A 15,688-nucleotide genomic window follows, 5' to 3' on the forward strand; every position below is an offset into this window, starting at 1 on the left:
CCGCCGCGGGGCCCCTACTGTCCGCCGCGGCGGACGGGCTGGGCGGTGTTGACCGTGTGGATGGCCCGCAGGAGTTTGGCCGGGAAGTACACCGAGAAGAACACCACCATGGGAGCCTTGAGGGCCATCTTCTTGACGTTGTGGGCCTTGTAGGTCCGGTCAAACCGGGTGACGTAGTATCGGTAGTCCCGCGGTGAGTCTTCCAGCCGGCGGGCCGACATTCCGGAGACCATCTGCGGACAGTAGTTGATCTTCAGGTCGTGGTCCGCAAGGTGGAGCGAAAGATCGATGTCCTCATGCATCTCGTCCTTCTCATCACGGCAGGTCTCGGACCGGATGATTTCCCAGGCTGAGGACCGAAGGGCCATGTTTGAGCCGAACAGGAAGTGGTACTGGTGCTTAGCCAGCTTCAGCATGAGCTGGCGCATCTTGTCGTCCGCTTTGAGGCCGAAGCGCCGCATGGGCATGTCGTAGTAGACCACGGGGCCGGTGGCTGCCTGGACTGACTGGTCCAGGAATGCGCGCTGCACTTGTTCCACCCAGTCAGGTTCCAGAACGGAGTCCGCGTCGATCCGGCCGAGAATGTCTCCGGTGGCGCTGTCCAAACCGAAGTTGCGGGTGGGAATAAGTCCCTGTTCCCGGTCCTGGCTTAGCAGGATGATGGGGCTCTCCGGATACTCGAGCTGCATCTGGCGCACAATGTCCGCGGTCCGGTCCTTGGACAGGTTATCCACCACGATGATCTCGTGGGCGGGCACCGACTGGTAGATGGCAGCTATGAGGCACTGCCGGATCACGCTCTCCTCGTTGTAGGCCGGGATAACAATTGATACGCGGGGCAGTTCTGCTTCGTCGTTCAAGGCATCCCCAGAGGATTGGTCGGCTGGCATCACTCCAAATCTAGCACCGATCAGATGCACGGCCGGGAGGCCGGGTTAGCCCCCTAGGACGACGAAGGGGCCCCGCCTCGGGAGGCGGGACCCCTTGTCGGGATGTGCACTGTCAGGACTGGCTGGTGCCCTTGTCCGCACCAGCGCTGGACGCGGTGGTGCCGGTGGCAGTGGTTGCGTCCGTTGCCGTGCCGCTGGAGAGGTCCTCAGCGAGGTGCTTGGCCTTGTCCGTGGTGTCTCCGCCCGCGGCCCCGGCTACCTCGGAAGCGGAACCGGTGGTTGCTTCCGGTACTTCGTTGACGGTGGTGGCCGGAACCGGTGCAGGAGTACCGGTGCCCGTGACGGTTGACGGCGTCTTCCACGGATCCTCGACGGGCTTGGACGCTTTCCAGGCTGCTACGCCGGCGGCGACAGCCGCGGCAATAACACCGAAGACCAGCCAGCCGCGCTGTTTCGGCGCTTCCGGCTCCGGGAGCTGAACGGTGGCTGTGCGGCCTGCCTGGGTGGCTGCTGTCCGAAGCTGTGTCCCGGTGGCCAGGGCCTGCTCCTGGATCGCGTGGATAATTCCAACGTCGCCGAGCTTCTGCGCCACAGCGTCAACACGTCCTGGAGTGTTCTCCAGCGTGCGGTGGACCGCGCCCGAGGCGACGCCGATCTGGTCCGACAGACGGGGCAGGAACTCGATAACAACCCGGTCCCGGGCGTTGAGGATAACCGGCGTCGCTTTGTCCAAAGCTTCATGCAGCCGCGGGGAAGCGCCCTCCACTGCAACGTTGATCCGCGGTGCGAGCTGCGCGATGCTGTCCTGGATGCGCGGTGTCACAACGGCAACTCCGTCCGCGGCCCTGTGTGCGGCCGACTTCAGGCCTTCCTGAACCTTAGGAGATGCGGTGTCCAGGCTGTGCTGCAGGCGGCCAACCGCTGCTTCCACACGGGGGCCCGCCCAATCCTTGGCGTTCTCAACGGCGCCGATGACTGACAGCTCAAGGTCACGGGCAATACGATCCGATTTCTTCACAACTACCTCCCGATTAATGTGACGGTCTGTGGTTAGCCTACGTGGCTTGCTGTTCACCGGCTATTCTCCCTGCGGAATTTGGGCGGATTTCACCGAGCGCGGAACTGTTGCCACAGCCATCCCCACCCCGGACGGCCGTGGAAGAATGGGCGCTATGACTGCAATCGCAACCGCAAAAGCAACCATCCACACCAGCCTCGGCGACATCGTCGTTAACCTCTTCGGCAACCACGCGCCCAAGACGGTCAAGAACTTCGTTGGCCTCGCCACCGGCGAGCAGGCATGGACCCACCCCGAGACGGGCGAGGACAAGACCGGCACGCCGCTGTACAACGGCACCATCTTCCACCGGATCATCAAGGACTTCATGATCCAGGCCGGCGATCCCCTCGGCCGTGGCGTGGGCGGTCCGGGCTACCAGTTCGACGACGAAATCCACCCCGAGCTCAGCTTCAACCAGCCCTACAAGCTGGCCATGGCCAACGCCGGCATCCGGATGGGCAAGGGCACCAACGGTTCACAGTTCTTCATCACCACCATTCCCACCGACTGGCTCCAGGGCAAGCACAGCATCTTCGGTGAAGTGGCGGATGAGGAATCCAAGAAGGTTGTGGACGCAATCGAGGGCGTCCGTACCGGCATGGGCGACCGCCCGGTTGAGGACGTCACCATCAACAGCATCGACATCGAACAGCTGTAACCCTCTCCATGAGTTACGGGATTCCGTCGGCGGAGCCGTCCGCGCAGGTCCCGGTATGCCCCCGGCATCCGGACCGGCCATCCTATGTGCGCTGCCAGCGGTGCGGGCGCCCTGCGTGCCCCGACTGCCAGCGGGCGGCCGCCGTCGGATTCCAATGCGTTGACTGCGTCAACGAAACAAGGCGCACGACGCCGGAGGTCCGGACCGTTTACGGCGGTGCCGTTGCGTCCGGGAAACCGGTAGTAACGTACGGGATCATCGCTGTGTGTGCGCTGATGTACGCACTGCAATGGCTGATTCCGGGCCAGGTGGTCTATGAACAGTTCGCCTATAACAACGTGTTCGCAACCCCCGAGTACGGCGCATTCGAACCCTGGCGGATGCTCACCGCAGCCTTCCTGCACTCCCCGGATTCCGTCCTGCACATTGCCCTGAACATGTACACCCTGTGGATTTTCGGCCAGGCCCTCGAGCCGCTCCTGGGCCGCGTCCGTTTCCTGGCGTTGTACCTCATCTCAGCAGTGGGCGGCTCCGTTGGATACCTCCTGCTGAATCCCGTGCTGGTGCCGGGACAGGGACTGGTGGGAGTGGTAGGGGCCTCAGGTGCCATCTTCGGCCTCTTCGGCGCCATGTTGCTGGTCCAGCGCCACCGCGGCGGAGACACCCGCCAACTCTGGGTTCTGATAGCGATAAACGGCGTGATTGGATTTTTGATCCCCCAGATCGCCTGGCAGGCGCACTTGGGCGGCCTGATAACTGGCGCCCTCTGCGCCGCAGTCCTTGCGTACACTCCGCGCGGGCCGCGGCAGGGTGTTGTCCAGGCCGCAGGGCTGGTGGCCGTCCTGGTCCTGCTGGCAGCCGCCAGCTGGGCCAGGATCTCCATGTAGAACACGGAAGCACCCCCGCGGCAGCCATTGTCATCCGCGTACAGGAAGGCCCCGACATCGCTGATGTCGGGGCCTTTGCTTTTCCACAGCACTTATCCACAGTGTTGGTAACTTACACGAGTGTAGTTCCACCCGGGAAAGCCGTCTTTTCCTGAGACGGCGGGGGCTGGCGACTGCTGCGGTCCAGAGAATCCACATCTGTGGATAACTGTTGGGGATAGTGCTGTGTGTAAGTGGACAAAGCGGCCGCTTCCTATGGATCTGTGGATAAAAACGTGGAAGAAGGCGCAATATCGGCACTCCGGGGTGGGATGCCCTTATCCATCAACAGGCTTATGCACACTGTTAATTAGTGACAGGGGTGTAATCGCTCCTTCGCATATGCCCGCATCGTCGGGAGTAGGGAGCCAAAACTGCCCGTGTGATGGTCCCGGTTTCCACAGTTGTGGATAAGTTGTGGGTATCGCGGTGTTGGTAAGTGGACAACTCTTCCCGAGGGCGCTGAACTAGGTAAACGTGGGCTGCGCAGCCCCTGCCGGCCCACTGACCGTCTTCCATTGCCTGCCTGCAAGGAGAATCCATTGAGCGCCACCACGAAGCACATCTTCCTTGACAAGCAGCATCCAGGCTTATGGCGGGCTCTCAACGGGCTGGGACTCAAAGTCCGGGAAGCCGCGGAGGCTGCGGGCCTGGATGAAAAGACCGTGGAACTCCTGCACGTCCGGATATCACAGCTCAATGGCTGCGCTTACTGCCTGGATCTCCATGTGCGGGACGCTCTAGAGGCTGGTGAGACCGGACAGCGCTTGGCGGTGCTTCCTGCTTGGCGCGAGACGGCCCTTTTTACGGACAAGGAACGGGCAGCCCTGGCGCTGGCCGAAAGCATCACCGAACTGCCGGGCCACAGTTCGCAGGCCCAGGAGGAAGCGTTCGCGCGCCAACACCTGACGGAGGAGGAATTTTCGCTGGTCAGTTGGCTGGCCATCACCATGAACGCCTTTAACCGGATCTCCATCGTCAGCCATCACCCTGTGCAGCAGGACCGCTGAGCACCTGGGTGCCCACCGGAAGACCCTTTATCCACAGGTCGTCCACATTGTTAATAACTGCATATGACCCGCATGATTGCTGGTTTTCCCGCTGCCGGGCGCGGGTGACGCCTGCCCGGTCTTTGTCTTGGGGAGTTTTCAACAGTGTGGATAACTTTGCCAACACTTGGGGAAAACCTAAGAATCAGGCGGGGTGTTGGGGCCAGATTCCTGAGGAACCACGCCGGTGGCTGTCCAGCAGGTGCGTGTCCACCATGCCGATAGCTTCCATGAGGGCAAACATGGTGGTGGGGCCGACGAACGAGAACCCCTTTTTCCGCAGGGCCTTTGACAGGGCAATGGACTCCGCAGACTGGGTGGGAATCTCGGTATGGACGGCAGGGCGGGGTGTGTCAGCAGGTTTGAACTGCCATACGAAGTTCACCAGGCCGCCTTCTTCGCGCAGTGCGAGGGTGGCCCGCGCGTTGGTGATGGCGGAGCGAATTTTCAGCCGGTTTCGGACGATGCCCGGATTCTGCAGAAGCCGGTCGACGTCGGCTTCGGTGAAGATGGCCACGGCCTCGGGGTTGAAACCCGCGAAGGCGGCCCGGAAGGCGGGGCGTTTCCGGAGAATGGTGGCCCAGGAAAGACCTGCCTGGAAGCCCTCCAGGCAGATGCGTTCGTAGAGTCCCTGTTCGTCGGTGACGGGCAGGCCCCATTCCTGGTCGTAGTAGTCGCGCAGGAGCGGATCAACCGATGCCCATGCGGGACGGGCGAGGCCGTCATCGCCAACAACTGCGCCCCCGGCAGCTGCAACGCCGGCAACTGCATCCCGTTCAGGAACTATGAGCGCCACCGGGTGGTCATGAGGAAGCCGATGATTGCGATGCCGAAGCCGGCCACGATGTTCCAGGACTCCCACGCCTGGACGGGCAGCTGGCCTTCGCTGATGTAGAAAGTGATGATCCAGAAGAGGCCGATGATCATCAGGCCGAACATCACCGGCTTGAACCAGACCGGGTTCGGTTTGTAAGACTGCGACGTGGCCTGCTGGGGGGTGCTGGCGGTCTTCTTGCGAGGCTTTGACTCGGGCACGGGCTCTCCTTGGCGGGCTGAGGCAAGCTCGGCGTTCCGGGCTTGATATCCTGCAAGAAGGAAGCTGCCAGCGGTCTGCGCGATCTTGGTCAAATCTGGATTCTTACTAGCAGCCAATTCTAGCCGTAGCCAAGGGTTACGAACGCCCATGGCACACGCCCCGAGGAGAACCCGTGGTACTGCAGGAGAAGGCGAGGCCCGCCGCTGCGCCGGCTCCCGGCGTCGTCATACTGCGCGGGACAATCCAGGTGGTGGGCGAGCTGCTGATTACCGCCGGTGTGATCCTGCTGCTCTTTGTCGCCTGGCAGCTGTGGTGGACCAACGTCGAATCCGACGCGAAGCAAAGCGAAGTCATCAAGGAGTTCGCCCAGGATCTCGGCACCGCCGCACCGGTCCCGGATACGCCCGCAGCCCCTGCAGCACCTGAGGATTTTGGCCCTCCCGTCGTGGGAACCGCGCCTGGCCACGCCGGCACGATCGGGATCATGTACATCCCCCGGTTCGGCGAGTCCTACACCCGGCCCATCGTCCAGGGCACCACCGGGGACGTGCTGGATACCCTGGGGTTGGGGCACTACACCAACACGGCCATGCCCGGAGCAGTGGGCAACTTTGCTGTCGCCGGGCACCGCCAGACCCACGGCGCTGTCCTGGACAACATCCACACCCTGGTGCCCGGGGACAAGATCTACGTCCAGACCAAGGACGGCTACTACGTGTATGTTTTCCGCAACAACCAGATTGTGATGCCCTCGCGGTCGGACGTCCTGGAACCGGTGCCCACCCTTCCGGGCGTCACCCCCACGGAAAGCTTCCTCACCATGACCAGCTGCAACCCCCGGTTTGGGGCGGAAGAACGCATCATCGCCTATGCCCTGCTGGACAGCTGGCGCCCTGCGTCCGCCGGCCCGCCCGCTGAAATAGCAGCCCGGGTGGCTGCAGCGGTTGGAAGGGGCTGAGTATGTACGGCTGGATTTTCCGCCAGTTGCCGGGGCCATTGTGGCTCCGTATCCTCACGTCGCTGGTGCTCATCGCCGCCGCACTGGTATTGATGGTTCAGTTCCTTTTTCCGTGGATGTCCGAGTACACCCAGTTCACCGACTCAACGATTGGTGCAGCAAGCCAGCCATGACCACAACCAAGATCCTCGTGGTGGATAACTACGACAGCTTCGTCTACACCCTGGTGGGCTACCTCCAGGAGCTCGGCGCGGAAACCACTGTGGTCCGCAACGACGACGTCACCCTGGCCGAGGCCATTGAACTGGCCGGTACCCGGGACGGCGTGCTCATCTCACCAGGCCCGGGCAACCCGGCCGAAGCGGGTGTCTGCATCGAACTCATTCGCTGGTGCGGCGAGAACAGCGTCCCTATGTTCGGTGTGTGCCTGGGACACCAGGCGCTGGCGGAAGCGTTTGGGGGCAAAGTGACCCATGCACCCGAGCTGATGCACGGCAAGACCTCGCTGGTGGAACACATTGGAACCAGCGTCTTTTCGGGACTCCCCTCCCCCGTCACGGCCACCCGTTACCACTCGCTGGCTGCGGTCCGGGACACGCTTCCGGACGTCCTGGAAGTAACCGCCCAGACCGCCACCGGAGTGGTGATGGGCCTCCAGCACCGGACCGCGCCCCTGTGCGGCGTGCAGTTCCACCCGGAGTCCGTGCTGACCGAGGGCGGCTACCAGATGCTGGGCAACTGGCTTGAGTCCCTGGGCATGAAGGGCGCAGCTGCGCGGGCAGCAAAGCTGAGCCCCCTCATCCAGCACTGACCCGTCCCAAAAGAGGGCGTCAGCCCCGCCTGCGCGACGTCTCCGTGGGTGTTGGCGTTGGCGTGGGAGTCGGTTCAGGTGTCGGCGTGGCGGTGGGTGACGGCGGCGGTGGAGGTGGAGCCTTGGCCACAACGAGGGTAACGGTCTTGCCCTGTTCCACCGCGGCGTTCACGGCGTCGCTCTGATCCGTGACCCTGCCCGGCTCCACTTGGGCGTTTTCCGCCTCGGTGACGGCCGGTACCAGGCCCAGTTCCTTCAAAACGGCCTCTGCTTCTTCCCGCGTCCGTCCGCGAAGTTCCGGCACCGCCACCTTGCCCGTGGAAACCACCAGCTCAACGCTTGTGCCCACACCCACGCTCTGTCCCGGGGCAGGGCTCGTGGTGATCACGATGCCGGCCGGGACGGTAGCGCTGTTGGCGGTGGTGGTGGAGGGGGCGCCCACTAAACCAATTTGGCGCAGCATGTCCCGGGCTGCGGCTTCCGTCTTGCCGGGCAGCGTGTCCGGAATCGTGACGGCGCTTGGCCCCTCGGAGATGTTCAGGACCACCTCGGATCCGGGATCAACGGCGGTGCCGGAGGCCGGATCCGTTCCGATAGCGGTGCCTTTGGGTACCGTGTCGTGCTGGGCTCGGACGATTCGAGGTTCCACGTCCGCGCCGTAGAGCTCCTGCAGCGCGGCGGACTCGGTCATGGCCGCCACCACCGGAATCGAAACCTTCGGCGGCGGCGGTGCCGGGCGGTTCACGATGGTATACAGCCACAGTGCGCCGCCTGCCAGGACCAGGACGGTGAAGATCACCAGGGTGGAGATCCATGCACGGCGGCGGGACTTCTGGTGCGCGGTCCGCTCGCGTTCCGGGGGCAGGCCAAGGGGTAAGTCCTCACGCGCGGAAGGTTCGTAGGCGGCGGGAGCGGGGTGGCCGCCGTCGTCCGCCAGAGCGCCGACAGCAGCGAGCCGGCCGGTGGGGGCATCGTCCAGGAAGCTGGCACCGGTCACTGCAAACGCTTCAGTGGCGGGAGCCGGTGCCGGGACGTAGTCGTTGGGATCGGTGGGCGCCTCTGAGGCGGAAACGGCTGCGACAGGAACACCGGCCCTGGCAGCACGCAGTGCACGCATAAAGGCGGCGGCGTCCTGGAACCTGTCATCGCGGTTTTTCTGCAGTGCCTTCGCCAGAACGGAGTCCAGCGCGGGGGAAATTTCCGGGTTCAGGCTGCTGGCAGGGGCCGGAATTTCGCGGACGTGCTGGTAGGCAACGGATACCGGGCTGTCGCCAATAAACGGGGGGCGGGAGGTCAGCATTTCATACAGGAGGCATGCGGCGGAGTAGAGGTCGCTGCGGGCGTCCACTGTTTCGCCGCGCGCCTGCTCCGGCGAAAGGTACTGTGCCGTGCCCACCACGGCCTGCGTCTGGGTCATGGTGGCAGAGGAATCGGCGATGGCGCGGGCGATGCCGAAGTCCATGACCTTTACGGAGTCCGTGCCCTCGCAGTACATGACGTTGGCCGGCTTGATGTCGCGGTGCACGATGCCCGCCTTGTGGCTGTACTCCAGCGCTGCGAGTACCCCCAGGCAGTAGTCGATGGCCTGGGCAATGGTGACGTCATTGGCCCGGATGAGGTCCCGGATGGTCTTGCCCTCAACGAATTCCATCACGATGTACGGCACCCGGACGTTGTCATCCGAACCCTCGTGGACGAGGTGTTCGCCGGTATCGTAAATGGCCACGATGGAAGGGTGGTTCAGCGCAGCCACGGCCTGGGCTTCGCGCTTGAAACGCGCCTGGAACTGGGGGTCCCGCGCAAGGCCCGGGCGCAACAGCTTGACGGCGACGGTCCGCCCCAGCCTGGTGTCAAGGCCCTGGTAGACGTCCGCCATACCACCCCGGCCAATGAGGCCCCCCAGCTCGTACCGTCCGCTCAGGACACGCTGGTTATCCACCGGGAGGTTGTCCTCCCGGTGCAACGGTGTGCGCGCTGGCTCGTTCATTGGTTGTCCTGGCGGTTACGGCGTGCAGGTCGGCGGCACGCCGGGCAGTTGGCCGGGGGTGCAGTCCGGCAGAGGCGACTGTGGCGTTGGTGCTGCCACGGAGGAGGTTGTGGGTGCGGGTACGGGGGTCGGCGTCGTCGGGGCCGGGGAGGTGGTGGTGGGCGCCGGCGGTGCCACTGCGTACGTGATTGTCACGGGGGCTCCCACTTCAACCCGGCCTGAGCGGGACAAGGCGATCACGGAATTGGGAGCCGCGTTGGCATCTACCTGCGGCTGCACCGTGACGTCCAGGTTGAGCGCGGACAGCTCGGACTGGACCGTCCGGTAGTCCTTCCCCAGGTAAGCCTCGGGAATGATGTTCACGGTTTCGGGTGCAGGGGGCGTGGTAGGCGCAGGCGTGGTGGGGGCCTGCGTGGGAGTGGCCGACGGCGTTGCCCGGGTGGGGGTGGCCGACGTGGCCGGAGCGCTGGTGGCCGGGGCGCTGGATGAGGGGTTGCCGGACGGTGAGAAGACGCCGAGCTGGTTGACCAGGAACCCGGCCAGCGCGAACAGGAGCAGCAGGACCAGGGCGATCAGGGGCCAGGTCCAGGGGCTGCGGCCCTTGCGCCGGGGCTCGTCGGCGGGCTCGTCGTCGTACGTTGTTTCTTCCGGTACCCATTTCCGCTCCGCGGCGAGGGCGTTGGCCCGGGCGAGCGTTCCCTGTGGTTCACCGGCGTCGGTGGCCGGGGAACCTGCTGCACCGGCCGCAATTCCCGCCGCAGCTCCGGCAGCACCGGCACCAACAACCGGCAACGCGGACGTGGGAGTGGGGGAACTGTCCCGCTGGGCACCGATCACACCCGTAGGGGCAGTTGTGGTGTCCACGGGGGCCGTGATGGGACCCGTGTCGGCGTCGAACAGGAGCATGCCCGGGACGGCGGCGCGCGCAGCGCTGACGTCTCCGTTCCGGATGGCTTCCGCGGCTTCTGCCAACTTGATGGCGTTGGCCGGCCGGTCCTTGGGATCCTTAGCGAGCATGGACATCAGGAGGGCGCGCACGGGGGTGGGAAGCGACTCCGGAAGTGGCGGAGGCGCATCGTTGACCTGGGCGAGGGCGATGGCAATTTGCGATTCACCCGAGAACGGCCGGTGCCCGGAGAGGCACTCGTAGCCGATCACACCGAGCGAGTAGATGTCCGAAGATCCCGTGGCGGTCTGGCCGGTGGCCTGCTCAGGAGCCAGGTACTGGGCAGTACCCATCACCTGGCCTGTCTGGGTGAGGGGCACCTGGTCCGCAAGGCGGGCGATGCCGAAGTCCGTGACCTTTACGCGCCCATCAGGGGTGATGAGCAGGTTCCCGGGCTTAACGTCGCGGTGTACGAGTCCCTGGGCGTGGGCAACGGCAAGGGCCCGGGCGGTCTGGGCGATGATGGACAGCGTCCGGTCCGGGGACAGCACCTGCTCATGTTCGATGATGGCGCTGAGGGGCTGGCCCGGTACCAGTTCCATGACCAGGTAGGCCGAGCCCTCTTCCTCGCCGTAGTCAAAAACGTTGGCGATGCCAACGTGGTTGAGCAGGGCTGTGTGGCGGGCCTCTGCACGGAAGCGCTGAAGGAATCCGGGGTCCCCGGTGTATTCCTCCTTCAGCACCTTGATGGCGACAGTGCGGCCCAGGACGAGGTCTTTGGCTTTCCAGACTTCACCCATACCGCCGATCGCGATCCGCGTGGTCAGCTGAAATCTGCCGCCGAGGGTGATTCCCGTTGTAGGCCTCACTTATTCAACACCGCCTCAAAAATTTTCTTCGCGTTAGGACTCGTAAGCTGTGCGCCGGTGGTGATGTCCACGCCTTCCACAACGATCGTGACACCCACCTGCGGATTGTTTGCCGGAGCAAAGCCGGTGAACCAGGAGTTGTTCACGCCGTTGCCCAGCTCTGCAGTACCGGTTTTGCCTGCCACCTGGACCCCGGGTACCGCGGCCCTGTTGGCGATGCCCTGGCTGACCGCACTGGTCATCCATTCGGTGATTTGGTTGGCGATTTCCGGGGTGGTGGAGGTGCGCAGCGGTTCCGGTTTCGGCTCATCGATGACACGAAGGTCCGGGGAGCGGAGGGTCTTGATCAGGTTGGGCCTCATCTGCACCCCGTCATTGGCGATGGCCGCGGTCATCAACGCCACCTGCAGGGGTGTGGCGCGGACGTCACGCTGGCCGATGGCTGACTGGGCCAGCCCCGGGGCGTCCAGATCGTCAGGGAAGTAGTTCTCCCGTGCGTACCCGAGCTTCAGCTGGTCGCCCATGTCCTCGCCGAAGCCGAACTTCTTGGCCTGCTCGGCGATGGCATCACGGCCGAGGTCAAGGGCGATGCTGGCGAACGGGGTGTTGCAGGACTGCTGCAGGGCGAATGCGAAGTCTGCCGTGTCGCGGGTGTAGCAGTTGCCCCCGGCGTAGTTGGGAAGCCTGTACTGGATGCCTTCAAAGGGCATTTCAGCGGGGTTGGGGAGCTCGCTGTCCCTGTTGTACTTGCCGGAGGCCAGGGCTGCAGCAGTGTCCACGAGTTTGAAGACGGAGCCCGGTGCGAGCAGTTCACCCGTGGGCCCGCTGACATTCTGGTTCAGGTTGATGCCCGGAACCTTCACCAGTTCGTTCATGTTCGCGGTCTCAGCGTTTATATCCTGCGTGGCCACCAGGTTGGGGTCGTAGGAGGGCTTGGACACCATGGCCAGGATCGCGCCGGTCTTGGGGTTGGTGACCACGATCGATCCGCGCTGCCCGTCCGGGATCAGGTCATAGGCGAGCCGCTGGATCTCCGGATCGATGGTGAGTTCCACGGAGACACCCTTGGGCTGGTTTCCGAGGAACAGCTGGCCTACCCGGTCCAGGAAGAGCTGGTCTGAATTGCCTGCCATTTCCTCGCCCATGCCTTGTTCAAGGCCGGTGGTGCCGTGGGTCTGCGAGAAGTAGCCGGTGATCCCTGCGTACAGTTCCGGCTGCGGGTAGGTCCGCTGGTACGCGCAGGTCTCGGACCCGCTTTCCACGGATTCCGCCACAGGGGTTCCGGCCACCACTATGGCGCCGCGGTCATTGCAGTAGTTCTGCAAAATGGCGCGCTGGTTCCAGGGGTTGTTTTCGAGTTCTTCGGCGCCGATCACTTGAACGTAGCTGATGGCTCCGAAGATGAGGGCGAACATGGCGATCGCTGCGACCCATGAATGCCGTATTGCCTGGTTCACAGGTGCTTCACCGCCTCGGTAGGAGTATCAATGCCCTCGGGTTCCGCGCCTCTTGCCGGAGGCATGGGGGTGGTGTCCACCGGACCGCGGGCGGTGTGGGAAATCATCAGGAGCAGGCCCACGATGATCCAGTTGGCCAGCAGGGAGGAACCGCCTGCGGCCAGGAACGGGGTGGTGAGGCCGGTCAGCGGGATGAGCCGGGTGACGCCGCCGATGACCACGAAGCACTGCAGCGCCACGGCGAAGGAGAGACCGCAGGCTAGAAGCTTGCCGAAGGCATCACGGGTGCCAAGGGCCGCCCGGAAGCCACGGGTGAACAGCAGCAGGTACATCAGGACGATGGCAAAGAGCCCCACCAAACCCAGTTCTTCCCCGAGGGAGGCAATGATCATGTCGCTGTTGGCAAACGGAACGAGATCAGGACGGCCCTGGCCGAGTCCGGTGCCCACCAGGCCGCCGTTCGCCATTCCGAAGAGCCCCTGGACAATCTGCCGGCTGCCACCGGGGAAACGGTCGTACACCTCCGGGGTGAAGGCATTGAGCCAGCCGCTGATGCGCAGTTCCACATGCGAGAAGACGCGGGAGGCCGCGAACCCGCCGCCAACAATGAGGGCGAGGCCGATGACCACCCAGCTGATGCGGCTGGTGGCTACGTAGATCATCACGATGAACAGGCCGAAGAACAGGACCGACGAGCCCAGGTCGCGCTGGAAGATGAGGACGCCGATGCTCACCAGCCAGGCCGTGATCATCGGGCCCATGTCCTTGAACCGCGGGAATTGCATCGGGCCGATCTTCCGGCCGGCCAGCAGGATCAGGTCCCGGTTGGACGAGAGATACCCAGCGAAGAATATGGCCAGCGTAATCTTGGCGACTTCACCCGGCTGGAAAGTCAGGGGGCCCAGCCGGATCCACACGCGGGCACCCAGGATTTCGCCGGCACTGATGCCCGGAATCAGCGGCAGTACCAGCAGGAGAGCACTCGCGGCCAGCGAGATGAATGTGAATTTACGCAGGATGCGGTGGTCTTTGAGGAACCAGATCACTGCGATGGCCACGGCCATGGCAATAAGGGTCCACCGAAGCTGGTTGTTGCCGGTGTCGTCCCCGGGCGCGTCCAGGCGATGAATCATTGCCAGGCCGATTCCGTTCAGGGCAACTACGAGCGGAAGTATTACCGGGTCGGCATATTTTGCACGGAAGCGGAGAACGCCGTGGAAAACCAGGGCGGCCAGGGCGAGGAGGCTCGACTGGAACCAGAAATCGGAATCGAAAGCTTTTTCCTGGTCCACCCCCACCAGCATGTTGGCCCCGATGCCGACCGCAAGGGCCAGGAGGAGCAACGCGAGTTCAACATTGCGGCGGGGTTTGGGCGTGGTACTGAGCTGGCTCATTGGCCCACCTCGCAGGTAACTGTGGGACTGGGTGTGGGGGACGGGCTTGCAGGAGCCGCCGAGGCGTCGGGCGTCGGCGTAGCCGTGGCAGTGGCAGTGGCCGGAGCGCTGGGGGATGCGGGCGCCCCGGGAGAGGCCGATGGCGGCACGCACTCGTCTTCAGGAGAAGTGGTGCCTGTCAGTTCAAGGTTCTTCACGATGCGCTGTGCGTCGTAGAGGTCCTGAGCTGGGACGGTCTGGCGGACGCGCTGCTGCGAAAACACCGGCAACGAGTCCATGCTGATGTCGGTGACGGTCTCCAGGCTGGAGAGCTGGATGGGGCCCAGGCGCTGGGAAACCCCGTTGAATATGGCCACCCGGGAATCGAACTCGCCCACATAATAACGGGTCTGGGTCCAGGCGTACCCGAGCCAGAGCCCAACGGTGAGGACCACCAGTACGGACGCAGCGATGGACCAGGTCAGCCACCTCCTGCGCTTGAGCGGCACCACTGTGTCGTCCGCGTCACTGGTTGGCGGTTCGGCCTTGTGGGTGAGGAGCGTTGCTGCGCGGCGTGCCACGGTGCGGCCGGCGATGGTGGGAATGGAGCCGGACTCGGCAGCTGTCGCGGCCGCCCCTACGAGTTCGTGCGGCCGGGACGCGAGTTCGTCGCGGAGGACTTCGGCGGAGAGATGCTCGCCAAGGTGGGGGTCGGTGGCCCCCGCTGCAGAGGAATCAGCGCCTCCGCTGCCTTCCCCTGGTTCTGCCGGGTCCTTGGCACGTGGACCTGCTGCGCTGGCGGCGGGCGGTTCTCCAGGGGTGCCGGCGGTGGGCTTGGCACCGTCAACTGAATCCGGTGCCTTGGCGGCAGGGAAGCCTGCGCTTTTTGCCACGGCAGCGGCTTTGGTGACTTCGTGGGAGGGAATGACGTCGACGGCGGCTGTACTGACGTCGTCGGGCGTTTCTTCAACGATCTCCAGCATCACGACCGTGACGTTGTCCGGGGAACCCGCCTCGAGGGTGAGATCCACGAGGGTCTCCACGCACTCGCGGAGGTCTTTGGTTTCGCGCACTGTCCGTTCGACAGCATGCCCGGCAACATAGTTCAGGCCGTCGGAGCAGAGGAGCCAGCGTTCGCCGGGCTCCACGTCCAGGGTGTCAAGGTCGAGTTCAGGGCTGGCGTCCACGTCGCCCAGGACGCGCATCAGGACGTTTTTGTGCGGGTGTGTTTCGGCTTCTTCGGGCCGGAGCCGTCCCTCGTCGATGAGTCTTTGAACGAAAGTGTGGTCAACGCTGACCTGCTCAAATTCACCGTTGCGGAGTCGATATGCGCGGGAATCACCGATGTGGGCGAAGTGCAGCTTTCCCTCGGCCAGCAGGAGCGCGGTGACGGTGGTGCCCATTCCGGCCAGCTTGGGGTTGATGTGCACAAGCTCGGACAGCAGCGAGTTCGCGGTCTGGATCTCATCGGCCAGGGTGGTGGCGGCGTCCCCGGTGTAGTCGCCGTGGTCCAGGTGGATCATGTCCAGGACAGTGGCGGCTGAAGCGACGTCACCGCCGGCATGGCCGCCCATGCCATCGGCGACCACGGCAAGATGGCGGCCGACATAAGCGGAATCGTCGTTCTTGGAGCGGATTTTTCCGACGTCGGACCTGGCGGCGAAGCGCATGATGAGGGGCCGCGGCGCCGGTTGAGGGTCGGTGGCGGGGTTTTGCGGGGCGGCCACG

General features: G+C 64.3%; 15 protein-coding genes. 6 read left to right on the top strand and 9 right to left on the bottom strand.

Features of this window, described 5'->3' with window-relative positions; all coding sequences use genetic code 11:
* Window positions 1-14: 14 nt before the first annotated feature.
* Both AC5RT4_RS11745 and AC5RT4_RS11750 read right to left on the bottom strand, forming a co-directional pair.
* A complete protein-coding gene (locus tag AC5RT4_RS11745; protein ID WP_494105883.1) occupies window positions 15-911 on the bottom strand; it encodes a glycosyltransferase family 2 protein in 897 nt (298 codons plus the stop codon).
* Between the two features lie 91 nt (window positions 912-1,002).
* Window positions 1,003-1,908, bottom strand: a complete 906-nt coding sequence (locus AC5RT4_RS11750) for a hypothetical protein (RefSeq protein ID WP_494105815.1) — start codon at window positions 1,906-1,908, stop codon at window positions 1,003-1,005.
* Window positions 1,909-2,062: 154 nt separating this feature from the next.
* On the opposite strand from AC5RT4_RS11750, the gene AC5RT4_RS11755 reads away from it, so the two are divergent.
* The 3 genes from AC5RT4_RS11755 to AC5RT4_RS11765 all read left to right on the top strand — a co-directional run bounded on the left by AC5RT4_RS11755 (window position 2,063) and on the right by AC5RT4_RS11765 (window position 4,544).
* Window positions 2,063-2,608 (top strand): peptidylprolyl isomerase, encoded by a 546-nt coding sequence (locus AC5RT4_RS11755; protein WP_494042235.1) that lies wholly within the window; start codon window positions 2,063-2,065, stop codon window positions 2,606-2,608.
* A gap of 8 nt (window positions 2,609-2,616) precedes the next feature.
* Window positions 2,617-3,495, top strand: coding sequence for a rhomboid family intramembrane serine protease (locus AC5RT4_RS11760; protein ID WP_494105816.1), 879 nt, complete (start codon window positions 2,617-2,619; stop codon window positions 3,493-3,495).
* A 581-nt stretch (window positions 3,496-4,076) separates the two neighbouring features.
* The gene (locus tag AC5RT4_RS11765; RefSeq protein ID WP_494042233.1) at window positions 4,077-4,544 is read left to right on the top strand and encodes a carboxymuconolactone decarboxylase family protein; all 468 of its coding nucleotides are present in this window, start codon (window positions 4,077-4,079) and stop codon (window positions 4,542-4,544) included.
* 184 nt (window positions 4,545-4,728) lie between these two features.
* On the opposite strand, the gene AC5RT4_RS11770 is transcribed toward AC5RT4_RS11765, so the two are convergent.
* Window positions 4,729-5,379, bottom strand: coding sequence for a DNA-3-methyladenine glycosylase I (locus AC5RT4_RS11770; protein WP_494105817.1), 651 nt, complete (start codon window positions 5,377-5,379; stop codon window positions 4,729-4,731).
* Entirely contained in the window at window positions 5,367-5,618 is a 252-nt protein-coding gene (locus tag AC5RT4_RS11775; protein WP_494042231.1) for a cell division protein CrgA, read from the bottom strand. The genes AC5RT4_RS11770 and AC5RT4_RS11775 overlap by 13 nt, the downstream gene beginning before the upstream one ends.
* A gap of 173 nt (window positions 5,619-5,791) precedes the next feature.
* Between AC5RT4_RS11775 and AC5RT4_RS11780 the strand changes: the two genes are divergently transcribed.
* Genes AC5RT4_RS11780 through AC5RT4_RS11790 form a run of 3 tightly spaced genes read left to right on the top strand, consistent with a single transcriptional unit; the run spans window position 5,792 to window position 7,388 of the window.
* Window positions 5,792-6,577, top strand: a complete 786-nt coding sequence (locus AC5RT4_RS11780; protein ID WP_494105818.1) for a class E sortase — start codon at window positions 5,792-5,794, stop codon at window positions 6,575-6,577.
* Window positions 6,578-6,579: 2 nt separating this feature from the next.
* Window positions 6,580-6,750: a hypothetical protein gene (locus tag AC5RT4_RS11785; protein WP_494042229.1), complete on the top strand. Its 171-nt coding sequence runs from the start codon at window positions 6,580-6,582 to the stop codon at window positions 6,748-6,750.
* The gene (locus AC5RT4_RS11790; protein ID WP_494042228.1) at window positions 6,747-7,388 is read left to right on the top strand and encodes an anthranilate synthase component II; all 642 of its coding nucleotides are present in this window, start codon (window positions 6,747-6,749) and stop codon (window positions 7,386-7,388) included. The genes AC5RT4_RS11785 and AC5RT4_RS11790 overlap by 4 nt, the downstream gene beginning before the upstream one ends.
* A 19-nt stretch (window positions 7,389-7,407) precedes the next feature.
* Here the strand turns inward: AC5RT4_RS11790 and pknB are convergent, their stop codons facing one another.
* Genes pknB through AC5RT4_RS11815 form a run of 5 tightly spaced genes read right to left on the bottom strand, consistent with a single transcriptional unit; the run spans window position 7,408 to window position 15,687 of the window.
* Window positions 7,408-9,375, bottom strand: a complete 1,968-nt coding sequence (gene pknB, locus AC5RT4_RS11795) for a Stk1 family PASTA domain-containing Ser/Thr kinase (protein ID WP_494105819.1) — start codon at window positions 9,373-9,375, stop codon at window positions 7,408-7,410.
* Between the two features lie 15 nt (window positions 9,376-9,390).
* Entirely contained in the window at window positions 9,391-11,130 is a 1,740-nt protein-coding gene (locus tag AC5RT4_RS11800) for a serine/threonine-protein kinase (protein ID WP_494105820.1), read from the bottom strand.
* A complete protein-coding gene (locus AC5RT4_RS11805) occupies window positions 11,127-12,587 on the bottom strand; it encodes a peptidoglycan D,D-transpeptidase FtsI family protein (protein ID WP_494105821.1) in 1,461 nt (486 codons plus the stop codon). The genes AC5RT4_RS11800 and AC5RT4_RS11805 overlap by 4 nt, the downstream gene beginning before the upstream one ends.
* On the bottom strand, window positions 12,584-13,981 hold the full coding sequence (locus AC5RT4_RS11810; protein WP_494105822.1) for an FtsW/RodA/SpoVE family cell cycle protein: 1,398 nt from the start codon (window positions 13,979-13,981) through the stop codon (window positions 12,584-12,586). Before AC5RT4_RS11810 ends, AC5RT4_RS11805 begins: the two co-directional genes overlap by 4 nt.
* A complete protein-coding gene (locus tag AC5RT4_RS11815) occupies window positions 13,978-15,687 on the bottom strand; it encodes a PP2C family protein-serine/threonine phosphatase (protein WP_494105823.1) in 1,710 nt (569 codons plus the stop codon). The genes AC5RT4_RS11810 and AC5RT4_RS11815 overlap by 4 nt, the downstream gene beginning before the upstream one ends.
* Between the last annotated feature and the right edge of the window lies 1 nt (window position 15,688).

The organism is Arthrobacter sp. sptzw42 (assembly GCF_059089685.1).

Coding starts and splice junctions, on each gene's coding strand:
- AC5RT4_RS11790 (WP_494042228.1), top strand. CDS start 6,747: ATGACCACAACCAAGATCCTCGTGGTGGATAACTACGACAGCTTCGTC.
- AC5RT4_RS11785 (WP_494042229.1), top strand. CDS start 6,580: ATGTACGGCTGGATTTTCCGCCAGTTGCCGGGGCCATTGTGGCTCCGT.
- AC5RT4_RS11810 (WP_494105822.1), bottom strand. CDS start 13,981: ATGAGCCAGCTCAGTACCACGCCCAAACCCCGCCGCAATGTTGAACTC.
- AC5RT4_RS11755 (WP_494042235.1), top strand. CDS start 2,063: ATGACTGCAATCGCAACCGCAAAAGCAACCATCCACACCAGCCTCGGC.
- pknB (WP_494105819.1), bottom strand. CDS start 9,375: ATGAACGAGCCAGCGCGCACACCGTTGCACCGGGAGGACAACCTCCCG.
- AC5RT4_RS11760 (WP_494105816.1), top strand. CDS start 2,617: ATGAGTTACGGGATTCCGTCGGCGGAGCCGTCCGCGCAGGTCCCGGTA.